The following is a 22,231-nucleotide window of genomic DNA, read 5'->3' as shown; positions in this document are numbered from 1 at the left end:
AGAGAATTATTCGGTTAGAAAGCGAGTAAAGAAGATGCTTAAATTTAAAGAATTTAATATTCAATTATTCGACGTTCACATTTATATAAAAAGGCTAAGTAGTTTTAAAACCAACAAAAAATAGTATAAAAAAACTAACTAGTTTCCGCTAGCTAGTTATAGATACATTTTCATCTCAGATAGAGACAATTAATAATACATTACTATGAAATTTAAGGCAACAAAAAAAGCCAGCTGACCACTAGCTGACTTATGTGGTAGAAACAACTGTTTTCCGCCAGTTGTTCTTTAGGTGTGAGTTAGCACTTTCCCCAAATAAAGTGCTATTAAAAAGCCGATTAAAAATCGACAATAGATCTCTTGCAGAGACGTGTACTACTATTAACTGTTTACCAGAAGTTAATGTAGAAAAGGAGGAAATTTATTTAATAAATAAAATCCCCAAGAAAGTTAAAGTGATTATACCATTGAAAAATAGATTTGAAAATACTTTCTATGCCAAAAATATTTATTAGATGGAAAATATCAAATGAATAAAGATGATGTGAAAGATGACGAATGGAAGATTGTAAAATATTGTAGAATTATTATTGTTTTCTTTATAGTCAACCAATAATTTGTTGACTACAAACATGTATGAGTGATGAATATTTTGATAAATAAATAGCCAGTCGGTTTCCGCCGACTGGCTGAGAAGTGAATAGCTATTGGAATAGTATTCTTAGTATAATTTATATCATATGGAGTCGCTGATGAGCAAAGAATAAGCATTTCTTATATATGTTTGGATAAATAAAAAAAGCTACTTAGTTTCCGCTAAGCAACTCTTAAATGATGATATGTTTATTATAAATTATTATACCATAAAAGGAGCGATTTCACTTGATTCTATTGTTAAAAGAAGTAGATTTTCGACAAACAAAAGCGAATGCTAGAAATGTGTTGAAGAGTTTTAGACGTTTAGAGCGAATAGCTGGTCGCTCTTTGATAGATTTAAAATCACCAATTATTACAGATATGCCTAAAAGCCAAAGTCACGGGAATAAAGCAGAAGATGCGCTAGTACAATTAGTAGATGCAGAAGCAGAAAGAGACGCAATTGTATCTGCGCTTATGGCATTGAGCCTAACTAGCAGACAAATTTTGCATTATAGTTTCTGTGTGCAGGATCATTACTCTAATTACAAGATAGCTAGGGAAGTTGGATATTCCGAAAGAAGTATTCAACGAATGAAATCAGAGGCTTTAATTGAATTTGCCGAAGCGTATCGAAATGGAAAAATAATTGCATATAAATAAAATTTTTGGCGGTTTTTTGGCGGAAAGTTGGCGGTTTTTATCAATATTTAGATGTTATTATGGTAGTGTCGAAAGATAAGGAGACGAGGGTAAGGCATGCATTACCTATCTTAGCTCCGTTTCGCTTATCTTTGGAGGCTACCTACAAAAAAATAAAGAATAAGGATGTGGAAAGTCCAGTTCTTTCTGTCTCGTTTAGTCTAGGTAGCAAATATTGCAATAAACTTGGCATGAAGCTTACACGTAGACGTACGCTGAAAGCAATTGTCAAGATAGCGCTATGTAGTTTGCAATGATCACTCACAAATCAGACGTTCTCAAACTAAAAGAAATGAGGTGTAATTCCTCTCTCTTTTTTCTACAGGTTTGTGAGTGTTAATGGGATATAGCTTAACTGGTAGAGCAGTGGTCTCCAAAACCGTCGGTATAGGTTCGACTCCTATTGTTCCAGTAAGTAGCTTTTGCTGCTTAAATAAAATTAGGATCGTCAATAGATGTTTCTACTACATTCATTATGAGACACTAGCAAGCTGGTGTCTCTTTTTTATTTGTAAGTATTAGTTACACTTGACCGAACGTTCGTTCTCGTTTATAATATAAATTGTAATCCTTATGATTATATCTACTAGAAAGAAGTCAAGAAAAATGCTTGTTTTTCTGTCTTCTTTTTGATTTAATTATTTTAGTAGGTATAATTAAATAAGGAGTGTTTATTAAATGGTAAACAAGAAGAGACAAGTAAGATTTGAATTTTTCCAGGTCAATGGAAAAGCTCAAGAAGGAGAAAAAATTGTAAAAGGACTTTTCGATCTATATCCATTAGCTGATAGGATAAATAGTATAAGTAACTATACTGATAGAGATGTTATTCTTTTTGGGGAAAAAGTTAGAATGGACAGATTTTTTGAGGTTTCTAGTAGTCCAGAATTATATGCAATGCATTTTACTAGATTAAGAAATGATAAACCTGCGTATGTAGAATTAAATAATGAAGTTTTGAAAGAAATTCCGTTAAATCCTGGAGAATATATTGCTGAGGATATTAGTTGCTTGTATGATAGAGAGCTATCTGTTTTAATGGTACAAAGAAATATTCATAGTTTGTCACCTTCAGGTATTGAAGATTATTTTACTGAAATGAGTGATGATTTAGTAGAGATTGAATTATTGCCAGTTGTAAATAAAGAGATTATTAGTAAAGCCTTAGCTAATGAAAAATTTCGTAAACTAGAGTTAAGAGCAGGTTCTATGAATACAACTAGTGATAGAAGTGGATTGAGAAAAGTATTAGGTCCTTTTATGGAACTATTTGAGAAATTTGAAGGTACAAATTTTGTTATAGAAATTAGTTCAGGGAGATCAAAAAAAGATTTATCAGAAGATCAAATGAAAGAAGTAATAACAGCAATTGAACAAGATAAGAGTTTATTTAGTTCAGCAATTGTTTCAGCAAAAAAATCAAAAGAGGTACCTGTTGAAAAGTATGATTTAATAAATGGAAAGCTCTATGTGTATCGTTCTTTTGATTTGCCAGATGGTGCATTTTTAAAATCAGATAGTGTTATAGACAATATTAAAAATTATTATTTTCATCCTAATGAAGGTGGGTATAGAAAACAAATTATCGATGCTGTAAAATAGTTTAAAGAAGAGGGGTGAGATATCATGAACAAGGAACATCATATATTTTTTTGGATTTTTCCATTTTTAACTGGTGCTGTATTTGTCTTGATATGTTCGTTAACCCAATTTTCTTATAATGACAAAGGGTTTGATAACTTATTAGATTCTATGATTAATTTTACTTCAATCATTATAGGTTTCTATTCGGCTTTTTATGGAATTCTTATAACTATAAAAGATACTAGTTTTATGAAGAATATACGAGGATCTGCTATAGAAAAAAAATTAAAATATCAACTCTTTATATCTTTATTAAGTGCATTTACTACTTTGATACTATCAATGATGCTCCAAATATTTCAGTATAAAGAGACCTTTGCTTCAATCCTAATATTTTATATATGGACATTTTTCTCAGGGCTGTTTATGGCGTTGTCTTTACAGACTATTATTTTGAGTTTAGAAATAGTTTTTGAATCTGAACCAAAAAAGAAAAGGTTCATTAATAAATAAGAACAGTTATTTTTTAATCAATGGCATGCAGATTCAACTCCTGCCACGTCGATATAAAGATCACTCAGTAAGTGGTCTTTTTTTCGTACATAAAAAAACCACTAGACTATGGGATCTAGTGGCTAGGTAGCATTCGTGCAAAATTTTTGTTGGTTGCTATTTACAAAAAGGAGTTGCTACCTAAAAAATTATATCAAATAAGAATAAAGAATAAAAGAGCGTTTATTCACATCAAAACTTATTTTTTGTGCAAAAAAAGCCACTAGAAATGGGATCTAGTGGCTAGGTAGCGTTAGTGAAAATCTCGTGTCACTTGTAGTTTATGAACTTTAGCTATTATGAAAGAGTGCTACCTAAAACAAGTGTAACATAGCTGTCAAGTTTTGTCGGATATTTGGATTGTTTTCGCATGAAAAACCACCAGATAAAATATCTAGTGGCCAGACAGCAGATTATGTTTTGAAATAACTGGAAGTGTTACATGAAGCAAAAAGGAGTTGCTGTCTTTCAATGAGTATAACAGGGATTAAAGTGTTTGTCTTACAATAAACAAATATACATAAAAACAATTAGGAGAGAGAACATGAAAAGCTATTGGTAGGTATCGTTAACACATGAATATCCACATCCGAAGCACTCAACTGTTTCAATGCGTGTTGTAATGTCTGTGCAGATAAAAAAGAATGCATCTATTTTTGAAATGACGAGAGAAGCCACGCCAAAGGAAATTGATGATTGTAAGCTTGTTTATTGTGGGCATGGTTTCTTTGATGAAGCAGACATTCAAAATAATATTAACAAGAATTTGATGGATTAGAATGCAAATTGAATTAATTTTCTGATTTAAAAATATTGATTGAGGATAATCTTAAGTTGAAAGATATCGATAGTTAGTAGATAATTAAAATAAAACTATCGAGGTGCAAAAATGTTAGAAGCTTTATTTTGGGATCACAACGGGGATTTTCAGTCGGCAACTGCAGCTGCTGCAGTTGCTCTTATAGGAGCTATAATTTCAGCTGTATTTTCTTGGTTAAGCTATAAAAATTCTGTGAAGATTGCCGAAAGACAATATATAATGGAACAAAAGAAAATTGATGCCAATTTAAAAGCAAAGGCAAGGATAGAATGGATAAGTGGCGTAAGAGATAAAACATCAGAACTTGTTTCTTTGCTGCTTTCGTTACAAAAGGAAAAAACTGTTTTCTATGAGCAATGGTTGGAAATTGAAAAGGTATCTGAGCTATTAAAATTATATTTTAATTCAAAAATGAATAAAAAAGTTAATTCAGAAATATACATTGAACAAAATAAAATAATTATTTCTGAGACTGCTACATCTATAGTTTTAAAAGAAAATAACAATATTAATAAACACGCATATATAAAAAAATACATTGAGTGTTTAGTTGAATTGTATAAAGATGACAACTATAAAAATATTTCAAATAAAATAAGATTTTATCATGATTCAATAAATAAATTGTATGAAGATAATTTTGAATATTGGATGTCACATGAGCAATCAGAATTAGAGAAAATTAAGAACACACCACCAGAAAAATTAGAAGGTGAAGATTATGATTATGTGGCTGCAGAGAAGAATATTGAGCATTATCAAAGAAAAATAAAAGATATAGAAGTTAGTTTAACAAACTATCATAAAGCTATTGATTTCTTTACAACAGTTATATCCTTATATTTAAAAATAGAATGGGATAAAGCCAAAGAAGGCCAGTAACAGTATTGTAAATTACTCAATTTAATTAGGCATTTATAGGATAGTTGAAAGCAGTTAAGCTAATATATGGTACTGTAAGTTAAATTAAAGTTTGCTGAGATACTTTTTTTTCGATTTGTCATACGCTATACTTAAATTCATAACGTTGATTTTAATAACAAATTTATGAACGGAGATGTCGATATGTCAAGAGCTTTTGAAGATGAACAAGATAAACAAGCTAGAATGGAAGCAGCAAGAAAGTATTATAATGGTGAACAAAAATGTGATAACTGTGGACATTTATTTTACCCAAATGAAAATGATCCTGAACAATTTGTATGCGATAAGTGTATTGAACATGCAATGAACCGAGATTGAGTATTATACTTGGAAAGACTGCTTATTTGAATAGTAGTCTTTTTTTATACATAAAATTATACTGGAGGTGAGGTCATGGCAAAGTACACAGAGTGGATTTCTGAAGAAGGATTAATAAAAATAGGTGGATGGGCTAAAGACGGCCTCACCGATGAACAGATAGCACAAAATATTGGAATAAGTCGTTCTACGTTAAATGAATGGAAAAAACGATTTCCGGACATTAAGGACACCATAAAAAGAGGTAAAGAAGTTGTAGACCGCCAAGTGGAAAATGCACTGTTTAAAAGTGCGGTGGGTTACGAATACACTGAAATTACTAAAGAGTTAACTGACTCAGGCATGAAAGTAACTAAACGAGTAACAAAACAAGTGGCCCCTAACCCAACATCTGCTATTTTCTGGTTGAAAAATAGAAAACCAGATGAGTGGAGAGATAAGAAAGAAACTCAAGTTTCTGGTGAAATGTCTGTTAACAATCCTTTTGCTGGTTTGTCTGAAAAAGAATTAAGAAAGTTAGCTGAAAGTGATGAATAAGATTGTTTTGGGTGCGAAGTTAGAATTATCCCGTCGTTATTTTTGGGAATATTGCAAATTAACGGCATCTGACTTTTATAAGCAAGACAGAGAGTACTTAAAAGAGTTATGTGATGACTTGCAAGAATTCATTTATGATAGCGATAATGACGTTCTAGTTATCAACGAACCGCCGAGACACGGGAAATCGAGAACTGCTGGTAAATTCGTAGAATGGTTGTTAGGGAATGACACTCGAAAAAAAATAATGACGGGATCATATAACGAAACGTTATCTACAACATTTTCTAAAAGCGTAAGGAATACTATTCAAGAAATAAAAGCTGATAAAAACAGAGTTGTATTTTCAGATGTATTCCCTGGTGTAGAGATAAAGTCTGGTGATGGAGCCATGAACTTATGGAGTTTGACTGGCGGATATAACAATTATCTAGCAACGTCACCAACTGGCACAGCTACAGGTTTTGGTGCAGACATTATTATCATTGATGATTTAATTAAAAATGCTGAAGAAGCAAATAACGCTATGGTATTAGAGAAACACTGGGAGTGGTTTGTTAATACGATGCTATCTCGTTTAGAAACAGGCGGCAAAATCATCATCATTATGACCAGATGGAATTCTAATGATTTAGCAGGTAAAGCATTAAAAGAATTGCCGCAATCAGGCTATAAAGTAAAACATATTAGCATGAAAGCATATAACGAAGAAACAGACACCATGCTTTGTGAGTCTGTCCTTTCTAAAGAAGAATATTTCCGTAAAAAGAAAACGATGGGTGCAGATATTGCTTCTGCTAACTATCAACAAGAACCGATTGATTTAAAAGGTCGTTTGTACCAAAAATTTTCAACATATGAAACACGCTCTAATTACATTAAAATATGGAATTATACCGATACAGCAGACACTGGTGCTGATAATCTTTGTTCAATTGTTTTTGGTGAGACAGAAGATCATAAAGCAGAAGTATTGGATGTTCTATTTACAAAAGAACCAATGGAAAAAACGGAAACAGCACACGCTGAACAAATTAAAAATAACCAAGTAAACCATGTCCGCATTGAGTCTAACTCTGGTGGGCGTGGTTTTTCTCGTAATTCAGAAAGAATTGTTAAAGAACGAGGATATCGTGGTGCTTATTACGAGCCGTTTCATCAATCGGCAAATAAACAATCACGTATTCTTTCTAATTCGGCACTTGTAGAAAATAATGTGTATTTCCCATCAGATTGGAAAATAAGATGGCCAGAATTTTATGAAGCTATGACGACCTACCAAAGGGAAGGTAAAAACAGACACGATGATGCACCAGATGCTGTAACAGGCATTGTAGAAACATTAGCAAATGATAACCAAGTCAGATTTATCCAATATTAGGAGGTGTGAAAATGTTTCAAAACAATTTAAGTTTGAAGCGGTATAAAAGATTACGAACAAAATATTCTACACAAATTAATGAAGAAGTTTTCGATCCTAATGATTTTATTACTGAAATGAAGCCATTTTTTGATGATAGAGAGCGCAAATACAAAGCTTATACAAGCGAACAAAATGAGATCGATAGAAGACCTAAACCAAACACAAAGATTATAAAAGTGAATAATAAACTTCATGCTGGTTTATACAATACTATTGTCGATCAAGCAGCGGACCATTTCACAGGTATTCCAATTAAGTGGGATTACGATATTACAGAGCAGAGACGATCAATTATGCAACGTGCTAAAGATTTATTTTTGAATAATACATTAAAAAATACCAAAACACCAAAAGAGTTCGAACGGCTGACAGAGTTAGTGAATGATATGCGGTTTGCCATGCTTGATTCTGACACAGCTCGGTTTCAAGGAGCTTGTGGTGTTGCTTTTCGTTTGTTAGAACCTGTTAAAACCAAGGAAGGTTGGCAATTATGGGCGAGCAATATCGAACCATGGAAAGCTGAAAAATACGAAAATGCAGATATCTTTATTCGTGAAAAATACGACACACATCAAAAAAAATTTTTTGAAGAAATGAAAGTCATTACTAAAGAAAGAATACGCATATATAGCAGATACATTGAATTTAATTTAGTCAGTGTATCTGGAACATTTAAATTAATTGAGGAAGTAGAAAACCCGCTAGAAACGTTCTACCTATCAGAATTTAAAAACAATACGAATCGTTATTGCGATTTTGAAGTGGCGGAAGAACTTTCTGATGCATTTGATAGAAGCTTATCAGACCAACAAAACGAAGTTGAACAGTTTAAACTTGCTTACATGGCCATTAGCGGCTCAATATTAGATGAAGAAAAAGCACAAAGAATGATGGAACAATTAGGTATCCTTAACTTACCAGATCCACAAGCTAAGGTTGGGTATGTAACGAAAGATATTAATAAAGATTTCAACGAGTATCATCTAAACCAGCTAAAAAAAATGTTCTATACAATCACAAAATCAATTGATTTTAATGATGAGGTATTTAAATCAAACGCTTCTGGTGAAGCTCGTAAATGGCAAATTATTGCCTTAGAAGCAAAAACAAATACAAAAGAGCAGTATTTCAGGGAAGGTTTAAAAGAAGTCGCTGAAACGATGGCAGCTTTCATTAAATTTAACGATAAGCTTGATTTAGATGTGTCTAAAATTGTGTTTACATTCAGTCGCAGTTTGCCAACAGATATTGGCTATCTTGCTGATGCATTGCCAAAACTTTCGCCGTTTCTATCTAAACGAACAATTATTAATCAGATTCCATTTGCTAAAGACCCAGATTATGAAATGGACTTGATGAATTTAGAACAAGGTCAAGATTATCCTAGTGGTGACTACAAACTAGGTGGTGCGGATAATGACGAAGAAGAAAGCAACAGTTAGTGAACGCTACTGGGAAAAACGTCGTGAATTAGAAGACAAAGCACGCTTGAAACTGGAAAAGAAAACTCTTAGTGAACTAGAATCTGTTTTCGAACGTGCTTTAGTTAAAATTCAAAGACAGTTATTGGCACAAGCTGATTTACACGGTATTACTCAAAGTGAGATGCTAGAAGATTTTAGCAAACGAGACCAAGAGAAGTACCGTAAGTATATTGAGAAGAACTATGAAAAGTTGATGGAATCAGATGAAGTTTATAAACAATTCATTGATGAATATTTTCCATCCTTTGACTATGCGAAAGTTAATCGCTTGTTACAATTACGAGCAGACATTTTTTCTACCATTGCAGGTGAAGCAATAGCTAGTGATGTTAACGGTAAATTTAATAACGACTTAGAGAATATCACAAAACGAATCTACAATTCTAATTCTAATGCGTTGATACAATTATTAGGCGGTTCAGCACCTGGTTTAACTAAGAATGAACTAGAAAACATCATGAACTATCCGTGGAGCGGAAAAACATTTTCATCTCGTTTATGGGGCAATATATCAACCCTAGAGCAACGTTTGAGCAATTCCATTATTAATTCATTGGCAAGTGGTGAAGGAGTTGTGGAAGCTCTTAGAACGATGAAAAACGATGGTGTTATTAGCGGTATGTTTAAGTTGGAACAAGGAAAGTTTAATCGTTCGATTGAAAATCTTGTTAGAACGGAATATTCACATTTTGCGGTAGAAGGTGTAAGAAAATCGCTAAAGGATATAGGTGTTAAGCAAACACAAAGCTGGTCGGCAGAAGATGAGCGTGTTTGTTCTATTTGTGGTGGACGTCATGGAAAAGAGATTAAAGATGATTGGCATCCACCGTATCATGGACGTTGCCGTTGTACTGAAATACCAATTATTCCTGAAATTAGCGATGACATAGATAAATTGTATGAAGAGATGTTTGGTGATTTATTGGATGAATTCGCAAGTAAGCAGTGGGGTATTAAATTAAATCATCCAAAAGTTAGTGCAACTAAACTCGATTTAAAATCCGTATTAGACAAAACAAACATGCAAGAAGCTTTAGGAAAAGAAAATTATTCTAATTTTTTAGATCATTTAGATGGGATAACTGACCAAAGGGTGCTAAACTTAATAAATGTGATAGGGCATAAGTTGGAGTTTAAAGACATCAAAGAAGTAAGAGCCTTTGCACAAGGCAAATCAATTCAACTTAGTCAAAAATCATTTGATGGGGATAGGGGTGTTAATCCTTATCAAACAGTTTATCATGAGATAGGACATGCTTTGGATCATCTTGGGCTTGAAGTATTAACAGGAAAAAATACGATGCCGACAGGAAAACTGATAAAAAGAAAGCTAGGAAGACGAACCACTTTTATAGAAGAGCATATAACACACGCATCGTCACTTTCTGAGTATAACATTAAAGAAGCGCTAGAACGCGATTTTTGGAAATATGTAAACGGAGATTTGCCATCCTATAATGATTTAGGTAATAGACCTAGAAATGCGGATAAGAAAAAGGCCTATGATGACTTAAGGGCGGAAATTTATAAAAAAAATACAGAGAACTTACAAAAAACTAGAGAACGATTATCAAAAATAGTTAGGGAAAATCCTAACTCAGTATCCGCTATTTCAGATATGATTGAATCTATAGGTTCTTTAGGAGACTATCCGTTAGGTTTTGGTCACGGCAAGCGCTATTGGCAAACAACAGGTAGCACAGAAACGGAATTTTTTGCACATATGACAGAAGTGGTTGCTAACGATAAGTCAAGAGAATTAATGAAAGAGATTTTTCCGACAGCAGTAAGCCAATGGGAAAAATTAGTAGATGATATTTTAAAGGCGGTGAAATAAGTGTTTAGTTGCGAAGATGGCGCATGGTCTATTATTGATGATGCAGTTAAAAAGTATGAACAACATTTCCATGATGAGTTTCCAATATATGAATATATCGATGTAACAAAGAGTGATGACTTCGATTTTTCTATTCTAGGTGCAAAAAAATTAGCGAAATTCATTGATGAGCATATTAAAGAAAATAAATCGGTCCACGTCCCGTCAGATTACCATAGCAGACTTTACTAAGCACTTAAAGGATAACTTTGAGTGCTATTTTTATACCCTAAATTGGAGGTGAGATCATGAAAGGATTATTCGAAGCAGTATTAAATCTAGAAGTTACCAATGGTACAGAAAAAGCCTATAAAAAAGCTTTTGAACAAGAAAACGAACGATACTTAACCAAACACACTTTGAGAGATGGCAACGGTAATATCGTCAAAGATGAGCTTAAATCAGTTTGGGGTGGTAATTATTGTCACGTTGATATTTTGTATTCGTTACCAGGTAAAAAAAGTAAATTAACTATTTCGATTGTGTCTAGGACTCTGCAAAACGTAAAAGATGCTGTCACTGATTATCAAATGTTAGGTGCTGAACTGGTCCATAAGAATTGGAAGTGATTAGATGGATCCCTATGATTACTTAGATGCAGATTATGAAGAGCATTTACTAAGAGAAGAAAAGCAATTAAAGTCTGACGAAAGTTAGGCTTTTTATTTTGTCCGAAATGACGTTAAACTAGCGCAATGCTGGGCTTAATTGAATGGTGGGGCGCAATAAATAAATCTAAAGCAATGCGGGGCGATTAGTCGAATCGTGGGGCGAAAGGAGAAACAAAATGAAACCAAACCTATTACCAATGAATTTACAAATGTTTGCTGAAGAAGACGGTGGTACAAACTTCACTTTCGATGATTTTAAGGCATTTGTAGAATCAAATGAGGAAGCACAAAAATTTGTACAATCACAGTCACAATCAGCTGCAGATAAACAATTAGAAGCTTGGAAACAAAATAATCTTGAAAAAATCAAGGAAACAACAATCAAGGAGTATGAAGAATCTAAGAAAAATAAAACTCCTGAACAAATTAAATTAGAAGAATTACAGGCTGAATTTGAAGCTGAAAAGGCATTACGTGTGACTAGTGATAATAAGGCTTTTGTTGCAGAAAAAATTGCTGGCTTAGATTGGGACGGAGATTTGAAAGATTCTATTTCTCAATTTATGTTAAATAATCTTGTTAGTTCAGATACTGAATTTACTAAGAAGGCTGTAGAAGGCTTTACAGAGCTTTTAGAAGCAATAAATGATAAGCATGCAGAAGCTATTAAAAATGTAGAAATGACTAAAGCTTTTGGTAATAAATCGCAACAAACCAACATGGGAACTGGTAATCAAACAAAATCGTTTGAAAATCCAGAGGTAGCATTAGGACAAAAATTACAAGCTTTTATCGATTAGGAGGAAACTACAAATGAAAAAAAGTTCATTAAATAATCTTGAGTATTTAGATATTTCACAGGAAGTTAACGCATTACAAGTTCCAAACACACCATTTTTAAGCTATTTGTTAGGCGCAGGCAAAGTTGAAGCTGCCAAGTCAACTGAGATTAAATGGCGAGAATATGGCATGAATAATGATGATTCATCTGCTCAATTAGAAGGCGGAGAATACGCAGATGCGGAATCTGATCGTACATGGTTTAACAACTATACTGAAATTTTCAGAAAATCAACTTCTGTATCTGGCACATTAGATGCTATTAATGTAGATGGTGTAGGAAATGAATTGAATAGCCAAGTAGCTCTTCGTGCTACAGAAATGAAAATTGACTTAAATCGTAAATTGATTGTTGGTGTAAAGGCTGATGAATCTGGTTCTAAAGGTCGTCAGATGAACGGAATTTTAAATTTGATTAGCTCAACGAATAAAGTCGAAACAGCAGCTGCGGGGGCAGTAACAAGAAAAGATATTGATGCCTTATTTAAAACAATGTTCCAAAAAGGATACATGGGCGAAAAATTATGTTTAGTAGCACCTGATATGCAAGAATTAATGATTGATCAGTTGGATGAAAAATCAACAAAAATTGTGCAATTTGGCGATAAACTTACTTTTGGATTGCAACTTGGAAATATTGTCTCAAATTACGGTTCAGGAATTGCGTTAATTGAACCTAATTTACCTAATGGAACAATCGCAGCTATTGATACTAATTATGTAAAATTACGTCCATTACGTGAATGGCGTGCGGAAGAATTAGCAAAAACAACAGATTCAAGACGGATTGGATTAGTTGGTGAGTATTCAATTGAATACAAAGCTTCTAATTCTGGAGCAATCTTGAATTTGAAAGCCTAAAATATAATAACAAAGGAGGAAATTAAAAATGGCAACAGCAAAAAAAGAAGTAACTTATCGTGTACTTGACAAGAAAAACTTTGTGGGCTTTATGCATCCTAAAACAAAAAAATTTATCACAGCAAACGAAAATAATGAATTTATAGTTTCAGAAGACGATAAAGAAGCTATTGAAATATTAGAACGTGCTGCAGATACTTTTAAAGTTTAGGTAATGATGCTTTATGGTTGATGAAAAAAAAGAAGAAATCGTTGAGAAAATTCAATTGATGCTACCTAACGCTTCTGAAGATAGGATTTTGTCTGTTTTAAACCTTGTTATCTTTGAAATCAATTCTTACAATACTTGTAAAATTGATATTGCTTGGGACGAGTTTGAACCACTTATAATTGAGGTTATCTATAAAGCTTTAAAAAACGAAATAGATAAGTCTGTAGCTAGTGTAAAACGTGGTGATACATCAATTAGTTATGTAGTTGAATCAAAAGACATACAATCACTCATGAAGAACTATAGCAGTGCCATTAAACGTATTTTAGGCTGTGATAGCGGGGTGTTTTTCTATTGAATGAAGCAGAAGTTTTAGCAGCTACTTATTTTGATACCTGTGTTATTGAGCGAATAAGTGATATTGAAAATGTGGAAAGCGGAATTACTGAACAAGTTTATTTTCCAATTCATGATGGCAAGTTACCCTGTGCTTTCTCTCAAGGAAGTATGGGAAACTTACCTGTAATAGAAAACAAAGAAGCGTTTAAGTTTAATATCTCTTATGAAGAACAAAAACTTTTTTTAGAACCTAATATAAAAGTTAAAAAAGGAGATAGAATAACTATTACTCAAGGTACAGGTCAAAAACATGTGTTATTTTCAAAAAAACCTTTTTATTATCCAAGCCATATAGAAGTAGTGCTATCAGGAAGTTCAATTGATGAGTAAAAGCGATCTTAGAATGAAATCAAATGCTGATAAAGTTATTGCAAATTTAAAGAAAATGACACCCATTGCTGAAAAAGAAGGTGCTGCAATGGTGAATGATTCGTTAGCTAAAATTTATCAGTTAATTGTACCTATGACACCAATTAAATCGGGTGATTTAAGACGAGGTTATCGAATCATTAAAGCTAGAAAGCTGTCTAATGGTCGTATCGTGGGAGCATTGATTAATAATGAAAAATATTTTAGATATGTAAACGATGGCCACCGAACAAAAAATGGCGGATTTGTTAAAGGCAGATTTATGTTGCAAAAATCTAATAAATTAGCTAATGCAACATATATTCCGAAACGATTTAAACAAATGGCGATTATCATTGTTAAGAAAGGATAGATATGTACGATAAAATTTTAAAAATGCTTACTGACACAATAAAACAGTTCTCGGATGCACCTATCTATCTTGATAATGTGATGCAATCGTCAGAACCGTTTTATTTCGTTTTGAGCGTAGAAGAAAGCATGACTGATAATGTAGGTCAAAACGTTCAAAATAAAGCATACAATGTTGATATTGCACTGGTTGATAGTAAGAAAGATAAACAATTAGTAAAAAGCCTAACAGAAAGCTGTGGGGCTTTTTTTAATGTGTTGAATTTGGACGGAAACGAATTGTTTCCAGAAGATTATCAAACGTTTAAAACAGACGGAATTCAACATATCAATTTTAATGTTGCGTTCCCTCAATTAATTGAATGGAGTGAAAAATAGATGGCAAAAAAGAAAAATGTAAGTGTCATTTCTGTAGAGAAGCCAACGTGGTTCCCACTAACAGACGAAACGGGCGCTTTTCCAGTTTACGGAGCGCCAATTACAATCGGTACTGCTGTAAGTATCAAACCAGATGTTACAACAGAAACAACGCCTGACTATGGCGATAGTGTAGTTCAAGATCAGTATGTTGCATTTGGTGGTGCAGAAGTTACTTTAGAAACAAACGGCTACCAAAATGAAGTTTTAGCTGAAATTACAGGGGGAAAAAAATTAAAGGGTGGCGTATTGCGGTCTGCGGATGATATTGCATCAGATGGCGCATTTGCTTATCGTCGCCGAAAATCGAACGGTAAATATCGCTATACGATTTTCTATAAAGGAAAATTTGCTTTAACATCTGATGAAACATCTACATTAGAAGGAAGTTCAGTATCTTATACCCATCCAGAATGGACGGGGTCTTTCGTTGATGTTCCAGGGTTGGGTTATATGTATTCCGTGGATGAAGACGATGAAGGTGTTGACTTAGAGATGATTAAAAACTGGTTTACTGAGGTAATGGATCCACGTAAAGAAAATACTACTGCTGTTACTGGTGTAACTTTAGACCAAACAGAGTTAAATTTAAAAGTTGGCCAAACAGCAACCTTAACACCGACAATTACACCAGATAACGCCTCAAATAAAAAATATCAGTTCCGTTCAGAAAGTGAGGCTATTGGAACTGTAACACCAATTCAAGGGAAGGTTACTGCTGTAGGAGAAGGGACAACGGAAATCGTAGTCACAACAGAAGATGGTAACTTTACCGCAAAATGTACATTAAATGTAACAACAGCAGATTAAAAATAACAGTTTAGGACGACCTTGTCGTCCTATTTTATATGGAGGAATTAAAATGGCAAGTAAATTTCAACAAAAAATTAAATTAATGATTAAAGATGGAAGCAAATATACTACAAAACAATTCACGTCGGCAGAATTTTTACCAGGTTCAGTCATGGATACAGGTACGGATTTACAAATCAGGTTAGAAGAAGCAACAAAAACAAATGATATGGAAGCAATTCGTCCTATTTTAAGAGAATGCTATGACTTTATTGCTGACGTTATTTTTGAAAAACAGTTTACTGGACAAGAATATATTGACGGTATGGATGCTCGTGAATTATTGAAAATTACAGCTCAATTGTTAGGTTCTGTTACTTCTGGTTATGATGCAATTTATTCTGAACAGAAAAAAAAGTAACGGAACTTTTATATCATCCTCATTTTAAGTACACGCCACAATATCGAGAAGCAGAACTAAAAAGTTCGCTTCTTGAGAATGGGTGGACTTTAAATGAGATCGAAAACACAGATTTAAACGAGCTTTTGAAAATTTATGCATTTAAAGATGCTGTAGACGAATTTGAAAATATCAAATATCTTGATGAAAATACTATGTTCTAAGAGGGAGGGGGTACTTTTTGAACAATGAAGACTTAGTCTTAAAAATGATACTGGATGAATCTGGCTTTTCACAAGGATTAAATTCAGCAGTAAAAAAGTTACAAGGCTTTGATGTTGAAGTTGATAGAACAGGACAAAAAGGCGGCCGATCTCTTGGGAGCATATGGACGTCTTTTGTTGGTAACTTTTTAGCTAGCGGAGCAACTAAAATTATCTCTAAAGGTATTGGATTGATTACCAGCAACATCGACGGGGCCATTAATCGTGTAGATACGTTAAATAACGCAAATCGTGTGTTTGAAAATATGGGCTTTTCAGCTGGTGAAACATCTAAAACAATGGATAGCTTAAAGAAAAGTATCCAAGGGCTGCCTACGCCGTTAGATAGCGCTATTAAAGGTGTTCAATTAATCGCTTCATCAACAAATGATTTAGGTAAATCAGAACAGATTTTCGCAGCTTTAAATAACGGTATCCTCGGTTTTGGTGGTTCTGCTGAAATGGTAGAAAATGCTATTATCCAGCTGTCCCAATCGTTCTCAAATGGTAAAGTAGATGCTGAAACTTGGAATTCAATGATTAATAGTGGTTTAGGACCAGCATTAAACGCTTTAGCAAAACAGATGGGATTAACAGCTGGACAGATGAAAGCAGGGCTTTCTGATGGCTCAATTTCAGTTGAAGAATTTCAAGATGCTTTAATCAAATTAAATAAAGAAGGCGGTGGCGGTCTTAAATCATTAGAACAGATTGCTAAAGATTCTACCGCTGGTATTAAAACAGGTTTAGCTAACATGAAGACTGCAATCGTTCGTGGTGTGGCTAACGTTGTAACTAAAATTGACGAAGGCTTAAAAAGTGCAGGTTTTGGAAGTATTAGTGAAATCATTGCTGACAAAGGGGCAAAAATGGAAGCAGCTTTATCTAAATTTGCCGAGATGATTCCGCCAATGATTAAAACAGCCAAAACATTGTATGATACGTTAAAACCTTATGCTCCATTGCTTGCAGGTTTAGCTGGCAGTATTGGAACGTTGATGCTTGCTAAAAAAGTAAGTGCAGCATTCACGGCTTGGCAAAAAGCAACAGAAGGATTATCAATTGCGCAAGCGATACTTAATTCAACTATGTTGGCGAATCCGTTTGTCGCTATTTTAGCTGCAGTTGTAGGTTTAGTTACAGGATTTATTTATCTTTGGAAGACTAACGAAGGGTTTAGGGATGCTGTTAAAAATATTTGGAAAAATATACAAGAATTTATTTCTAGTGCTGCAGAAACAGTTGTGAAAGCTTGGGATTCCACAATGAAATTTTTCAGTAACATGTGGGATGGCACAAAAGAGGCTTTTTCGAATGCTGGCACATGGATGAAAGAAGTACCTGGAAATGCAGCCGACTGGGTTAAAAATAAGTGGAACGGTACCAAGGAATTTTTCAGTGGACTTTGGAATTCAACAAAAGAAGGCTCAAAAAATACATGGGAAAATATTAAACAAAGTGCTGCTGACAGTGCTAAAAGTGTTGGAGAAAGTTTGAAAACTTGGTTCTTTGAAACAGTAGAAAACATTAAAAATGGTGTAATTGATGGTTGGAATAACTTAAAACAAGGCACAGTTGATACATTTAACGCAACTGTTCAATGGTCAAAAGATACCTGGAATAATTTTAAACAGTGGATTGTTGATCTTGTGACAGGTATAAAAGACGGCATCATTAACGGTTGGGAAAACTTAAAACAGGGAACAGTTAATATTTTCAACAATTTGGTACAAGGTGCTAAAAATGCGTGGAATAATCTTAAAAGAAGCGTTAGTGATACAGTTGAAAATGTGAAGCAAACCTTTAATGATATGCGCCATATCGATTTATTTGAAATTGGTAAAAATATTATCCAAGGATTAGTTAACGGTATTGGTTCAATGATTGGTGCTGTGAATAAAAAAATTAAAGAAGTTGCTGGTAATATTAAAGAAAAAATCAAAGGTGCTTTAGGCATTCATTCACCTTCAAGATGGATGCGGGATATGATTGGTAAAAATATTGTATTAGGTGTTGTAGCTGGTATTGACCAAGAAAAAGGAACGCTTGACAAATCAGTGAAAAAAATGACCGATTTACCAACAGAGTTACCAAATTTTTCTACTACTGGCAGATATATCAACCAACAAGGAGCTCAAACAGAAAGCTTAGCTAAAAATAAAGGTAATGCTACGACTAATATTGGCGGTGATACTTTCAATATCAATATACAAGCTATGGGAAAATTAAATGAAAAACAATTAATGGATATGGCTAAAGACCTCGTTAAGTATATTCAAATTGTTAAAAATAGAGATAGTGATGCAACTGGGGGTGCTTTTGGTGGAATTTAAAAGAGGACAGTTTTTTCTTAATGGAAAACATAGTTCTGAATTCAATGTATTTATGAGAGAAAGACCTGAACGACTTTCTGCAGGACGTGTGGTAGAGCTTAGGGAGCGAATGGGTAATGATTCAATAGCCGTTGATTTTGCATATTATAAAAATGTAGAACGTACCATTACATGCTATGCGAAAGCAAATACTTTACAAGAAGTTTCTTTTTTAGAAGATGAAATTTCCTTTTGGCTCGATATGGGAAACTATTCTGATTTTATTGTCTATTTTGATGAGCATTATATTTATCAGGCGATTGTAACGAGTCCACCAAAATTTACAGGAACAAGAAAAAGCGGGGTTTTAATTCCTTTTGAATTTACTGTAAGTATCCGACCTTTTAAGAAAAATCGTATTGGCCAATATTGGATAAGTAATCCTAATCAGTTAATCAATACAGAAAAATATCCTTCAGAACCCATTATTCAGATTTTGGGGTCTGGGGATATTTCTTTTTTTATCAATAATCAATCATATTCATTAAAAGCAATTAACGGTGACATCATTATAGATTCAGAAAAACAAGAAGCTTATAGAAAATCAGGTGGAGCATTTGAAATCTTGGATCATAAAACACTTTTTAAAGATTATCCGATTTTAAAATGTGGAGAGAATAATTTTCGCTGGACTGGTAAAGTAACAGAGTTTAAGGTTCAGCCGAATTGGAGGCGAAAGGTTTGATTCCAGTTATTTTTAAACCTGGAGAAAAAGATTTTTCAACAAATGGATTAGGACGTCTTGTTGATGCGACACGTTGCGAAATCACTGAAGAAGCAAACGGAAAATATGAACTAGAAATGGACTATCCAGCGATTAGCAGATTTAGTGATTATTTCGAAAATGGCTATCAAATTAAAGCAAAGCCAAATGACTTAGAAGAATACCACATTTTTGAGATCAAACAAACGTTTAAAGATACTTTTACTAATAGCATTGTTATTTATGCCCAATCTCGTACTTATAAGCTAGGAAACAGACAAGTGAGGCTAGTAACAGTTGATAATCGTAATGGTGCAGAAGCAATGAAATTAATCGAACAGAACATGGACGAACCTTGTGATATCAAACTATATTCTGATATAAATACAGCTTCTAGCACTACATTTGAAGCTAGAAATGTATTGAATTGTATTGCAGGGGAACAAGGTTCTCTACTTCAATACTGGGGCGGAGAAATAAAACGAGAGCCTTTTAAATTATCTTTGCTAAGGCGTAGAGGACGAGATAACGTTGGAACTGTTCGTTATGGTAAAGATTTAAAAGGATTAACCATTAAATTTGATTGGCAATCAATTGTTACTAAAGTTTTGCCATTTGCAGAGCTTCAAAGTGGAGCAGACGGAACTTCTCAACGGATTTATGGAAATGCAGTTAAAAGCGAATATATCAGTAAGTATCCTGATGTTTACGCTCAATACATTCAGTTTACTGAAGATCAAGGAGTAAAAGATATAGCTAGCTTAAATAAAGTGGCAAGTAAATACTTCACTACATTATATCCAGGAAGTGATAAGCCTAAAGTTTCTATTGAATTAGAAATTGAGAAACTTACAGATTCAGAAGAAGCAAAAGAATTTGCTAAGATGCGTAACTATAATTTATTCGATACATTCACTGTGTACCACAAGCTTTATGATATTGACATTCAAACGAAAGTTACAGGAATTGTCTATGATGCTTTAGCAGAAAAAACAATAAAAATCACTGCGGGAGATATCCAAGTTGCTTTTTATAAACAGCAAAGTCAAGACTTTCAAGAAGCTATAAAAACATTGACAAAAAAAGAGTATATGAGTGATTTTGTAGATTATATTACTGATTTGATTAACGGTGTTGAAGGCGGAAGTATACGTCAGTATCCTAAAAATCGACCTAACACCCATTATTACTTAGATACGGAATCCACGGATACTGCAAAAGATGTGATTGCAATTAATCACAAAGGAATTGGATTCTCAAGAACTGGTTGGAAAGGTCCATTTAAAAATGCATGGGGAATTAATGGAGTATTGAATGCGGACTTTATAGGAGCTGGCAAAATAAAATCTAATATTTTTGAAACATCATTTAATAGCTGTGGAGATATTTTACGTATGGTAAACGGTACTTTACAAGCTTGGAATAATAAGAAAAAAATCATGGAATTAACTAAAAAAGGGATGGAGTTTTGGAATGGTAATAGTCACGTTGGCACGATGGGAACAAAGGGAAATCCTTTTCCAGGGTTAGCAGATAAAAATGGAAATCCAATAGTTTCTGATGGGAATTCATTACTATTAGTCGCAGATAATCCCCAAAAAATTATTGGTTTGTCTAACCAATCAGGCACAGGACATTTAATTACTGGTCCTACACAGTTTTTTGTTGGAAATAATTTTAACTTTTTTGGTCCAAATGGAAGTAAAGCAATTCTGACAGTTGATCGATTGATTGTGGGCGGCAAAGAAGTTATCCCTGGTCAAAATGGTGGTGGTGGTTCTGGAGCTGGTACAGGTGGTTATCCATCAGAAGTTACAAGCGATGCAGATAAATTTGCTTGGGACTTATGGAGTTACCTATTAGCTAACGGATACAGCAAAGCAGCTGCTGCAGGTATCCTCGGAAATGTACAAGGAGAAGTTGGTCCAAGTATGAACCCAGATACCGAACAAATAGGCGGTCCAGCTTACGGATGGGTTCAATGGGACGGTTCAGCATATCCATTGGTAGGCGCACCAACTTGGAATGGCCGAGAATATGTACAACGCTTAATCGCAGCTGCAGGTATCAAACAAGACTATAGGACGTCATTAGCCCAAGCTCAATTAATTAATTGGTGTATGTTCAATGGGCAATGGTTAGGACAAGTAAGTCCATTAACAGTTGATGAATTTAAAGTTGTCAGCTCGCCTAAAACAGCTGCTTATGCGTTTGAATTAAACTTTGAACGTCCAGCTGCAGCACATCCAGAAAGACAAACCTATGCACAAGTATGGTATGACAAATTCAAAGATTTGAAAGCTTCTACTGCAACAGGAAAAGCTGGCATAGAACATTTGGAGACCTTAATGGGCAAATGGCTTGGTAATGGGCAATGTTATGCCGTTCCAGCCGAATATTCTGGTTTTATGGGCGGCTGTGGTTTAGGTGCAGGAACAATTTATGGCTTTTCACATGTAATTGGTGATACATCATCTGCTGCAGATATTGGTGAAGCATATGATTGGAATGCGGTAGGTTGGCGAGTAATCCAAAATCCAACGTATCAAGATTTAGTGGTAGGAGCAATCGTCAATATTAGACGAGGTGGCCAATGGGGAACAGGTTGGACAGTAGACCCAACATATGGTCACACGGGCGTGATTTACGGCTTAAATAACGGACGTATCCAAACCATAGAACAGAACGCCGAGCAAGGGCAAATTGTCGCAAAATATGACCGATTATATTTTGCTAATTCTATTCAATCGATTGTTATTCCACCAAAATAACGAAAGGAGGATTTT

At 34.0% G+C, this 22,231-nt stretch carries 22 protein-coding genes, 1 tRNA gene and 1 pseudogene; all 24 read left to right on the top strand.

Annotated elements, in window-relative coordinates:
* Positions 1-882: 882 nt before the first annotated feature.
* The gene (locus tag IGM13_RS08965; RefSeq protein ID WP_010706497.1) at positions 883-1,299 is read left to right on the top strand and encodes an ArpU family phage packaging/lysis transcriptional regulator; all 417 of its coding nucleotides are present in this window, start codon (positions 883-885) and stop codon (positions 1,297-1,299) included.
* Between the two features lie 379 nt (positions 1,300-1,678).
* Positions 1,679-1,750: transfer RNA gene (locus tag IGM13_RS08960), tRNA-Trp, on the top strand.
* A 266-nt stretch (positions 1,751-2,016) separates the two neighbouring features.
* Positions 2,017-2,940, top strand: a complete 924-nt coding sequence (locus IGM13_RS08955; protein WP_002383810.1) for a DUF6731 family protein — start codon at positions 2,017-2,019, stop codon at positions 2,938-2,940.
* A gap of 24 nt (positions 2,941-2,964) precedes the next feature.
* Positions 2,965-3,435, top strand: coding sequence for a hypothetical protein (locus tag IGM13_RS08950; RefSeq protein ID WP_002383811.1), 471 nt, complete (start codon positions 2,965-2,967; stop codon positions 3,433-3,435).
* Positions 3,436-4,018: 583 nt separating this feature from the next.
* Positions 4,019-4,252: pseudogene (locus tag IGM13_RS08945) on the top strand (hypothetical protein).
* A gap of 111 nt (positions 4,253-4,363) precedes the next feature.
* Positions 4,364-5,176: a hypothetical protein gene (locus IGM13_RS08940; protein ID WP_086269706.1), complete on the top strand. Its 813-nt coding sequence runs from the start codon at positions 4,364-4,366 to the stop codon at positions 5,174-5,176.
* Between the two features lie 183 nt (positions 5,177-5,359).
* On the top strand, positions 5,360-5,536 hold the full coding sequence (locus IGM13_RS08935) for a hypothetical protein (RefSeq protein ID WP_010706496.1): 177 nt from the start codon (positions 5,360-5,362) through the stop codon (positions 5,534-5,536).
* A 75-nt stretch (positions 5,537-5,611) separates the two neighbouring features.
* A complete protein-coding gene (locus IGM13_RS08930) occupies positions 5,612-6,073 on the top strand; it encodes a helix-turn-helix domain-containing protein (RefSeq protein WP_002383816.1) in 462 nt (153 codons plus the stop codon).
* Positions 6,066-7,454: a phage terminase large subunit gene (gene terL / locus IGM13_RS08925; protein ID WP_002387276.1), complete on the top strand. Its 1,389-nt coding sequence runs from the start codon at positions 6,066-6,068 to the stop codon at positions 7,452-7,454. Before IGM13_RS08930 ends, terL begins: the two co-directional genes overlap by 8 nt.
* 11 nt (positions 7,455-7,465) lie before the next feature.
* Positions 7,466-8,938 (top strand): phage portal protein, encoded by a 1,473-nt coding sequence (locus tag IGM13_RS08920; RefSeq protein WP_010706495.1) that lies wholly within the window; start codon positions 7,466-7,468, stop codon positions 8,936-8,938.
* Entirely contained in the window at positions 8,913-10,817 is a 1,905-nt protein-coding gene (locus IGM13_RS08915; RefSeq protein WP_010706494.1) for a head protein, read from the top strand. The genes IGM13_RS08920 and IGM13_RS08915 overlap by 26 nt, the downstream gene beginning before the upstream one ends.
* A gap of 287 nt (positions 10,818-11,104) precedes the next feature.
* Positions 11,105-11,425 (top strand): hypothetical protein, encoded by a 321-nt coding sequence (locus IGM13_RS08910; protein ID WP_002380436.1) that lies wholly within the window; start codon positions 11,105-11,107, stop codon positions 11,423-11,425.
* Positions 11,426-11,643: 218 nt separating this feature from the next.
* Positions 11,644-12,267, top strand: coding sequence for a DUF4355 domain-containing protein (locus IGM13_RS08905; protein ID WP_010706493.1), 624 nt, complete (start codon positions 11,644-11,646; stop codon positions 12,265-12,267).
* Positions 12,268-12,280: 13 nt separating this feature from the next.
* The gene (locus IGM13_RS08900; RefSeq protein WP_002387280.1) at positions 12,281-13,168 is read left to right on the top strand and encodes a DUF5309 domain-containing protein; all 888 of its coding nucleotides are present in this window, start codon (positions 12,281-12,283) and stop codon (positions 13,166-13,168) included.
* A 28-nt stretch (positions 13,169-13,196) separates the two neighbouring features.
* Positions 13,197-13,379 carry a hypothetical protein gene (locus IGM13_RS08895; protein ID WP_002387281.1) on the top strand — a complete coding sequence of 61 codons (183 nt, stop codon included), beginning with the start codon at positions 13,197-13,199 and terminating at the stop codon, positions 13,377-13,379.
* Positions 13,380-13,392: 13 nt separating this feature from the next.
* On the top strand, positions 13,393-13,737 hold the full coding sequence (locus IGM13_RS08890; protein ID WP_002387282.1) for a hypothetical protein: 345 nt from the start codon (positions 13,393-13,395) through the stop codon (positions 13,735-13,737).
* A complete protein-coding gene (locus IGM13_RS08885; protein ID WP_002387285.1) occupies positions 13,734-14,108 on the top strand; it encodes a hypothetical protein in 375 nt (124 codons plus the stop codon). Before IGM13_RS08890 ends, IGM13_RS08885 begins: the two co-directional genes overlap by 4 nt.
* Positions 14,101-14,499 (top strand): HK97 gp10 family phage protein, encoded by a 399-nt coding sequence (locus IGM13_RS08880; protein WP_048945259.1) that lies wholly within the window; start codon positions 14,101-14,103, stop codon positions 14,497-14,499. Before IGM13_RS08885 ends, IGM13_RS08880 begins: the two co-directional genes overlap by 8 nt.
* A 2-nt stretch (positions 14,500-14,501) precedes the next feature.
* Entirely contained in the window at positions 14,502-14,876 is a 375-nt protein-coding gene (locus IGM13_RS08875) for a phage tail terminator family protein (RefSeq protein WP_002387286.1), read from the top strand.
* A complete protein-coding gene (locus IGM13_RS08870; protein WP_002387287.1) occupies positions 14,877-15,725 on the top strand; it encodes a major tail protein in 849 nt (282 codons plus the stop codon).
* Between the two features lie 52 nt (positions 15,726-15,777).
* Positions 15,778-16,128: a phage tail assembly chaperone G gene (gene gpG, locus IGM13_RS08865; protein ID WP_002357039.1), complete on the top strand. Its 351-nt coding sequence runs from the start codon at positions 15,778-15,780 to the stop codon at positions 16,126-16,128.
* 247 nt (positions 16,129-16,375) lie between these two features.
* Entirely contained in the window at positions 16,376-18,703 is a 2,328-nt protein-coding gene (locus IGM13_RS08860) for a phage tail protein (protein ID WP_048945262.1), read from the top strand.
* The gene (locus IGM13_RS08855) at positions 18,693-19,427 is read left to right on the top strand and encodes a hypothetical protein (protein ID WP_002357042.1); all 735 of its coding nucleotides are present in this window, start codon (positions 18,693-18,695) and stop codon (positions 19,425-19,427) included. The genes IGM13_RS08860 and IGM13_RS08855 overlap by 11 nt, the downstream gene beginning before the upstream one ends.
* Complete coding sequence (locus IGM13_RS08850; RefSeq protein ID WP_048943897.1) at positions 19,409-22,216, top strand: phage tail spike protein; 2,808 nt, start codon at positions 19,409-19,411, stop codon at positions 22,214-22,216. Before IGM13_RS08855 ends, IGM13_RS08850 begins: the two co-directional genes overlap by 19 nt.
* The last annotated feature ends 15 nt before the right edge of the window (positions 22,217-22,231 follow it).

Origin of the sequence: Enterococcus sp. DIV0561 (assembly GCF_050539875.1) — a bacterium.
Taxonomy (GTDB): Bacteria; Bacillota; Bacilli; order Lactobacillales; family Enterococcaceae; genus Enterococcus; species Enterococcus faecalis.
This window is presented reverse-complemented; position numbering and strand designations above follow the sequence as displayed.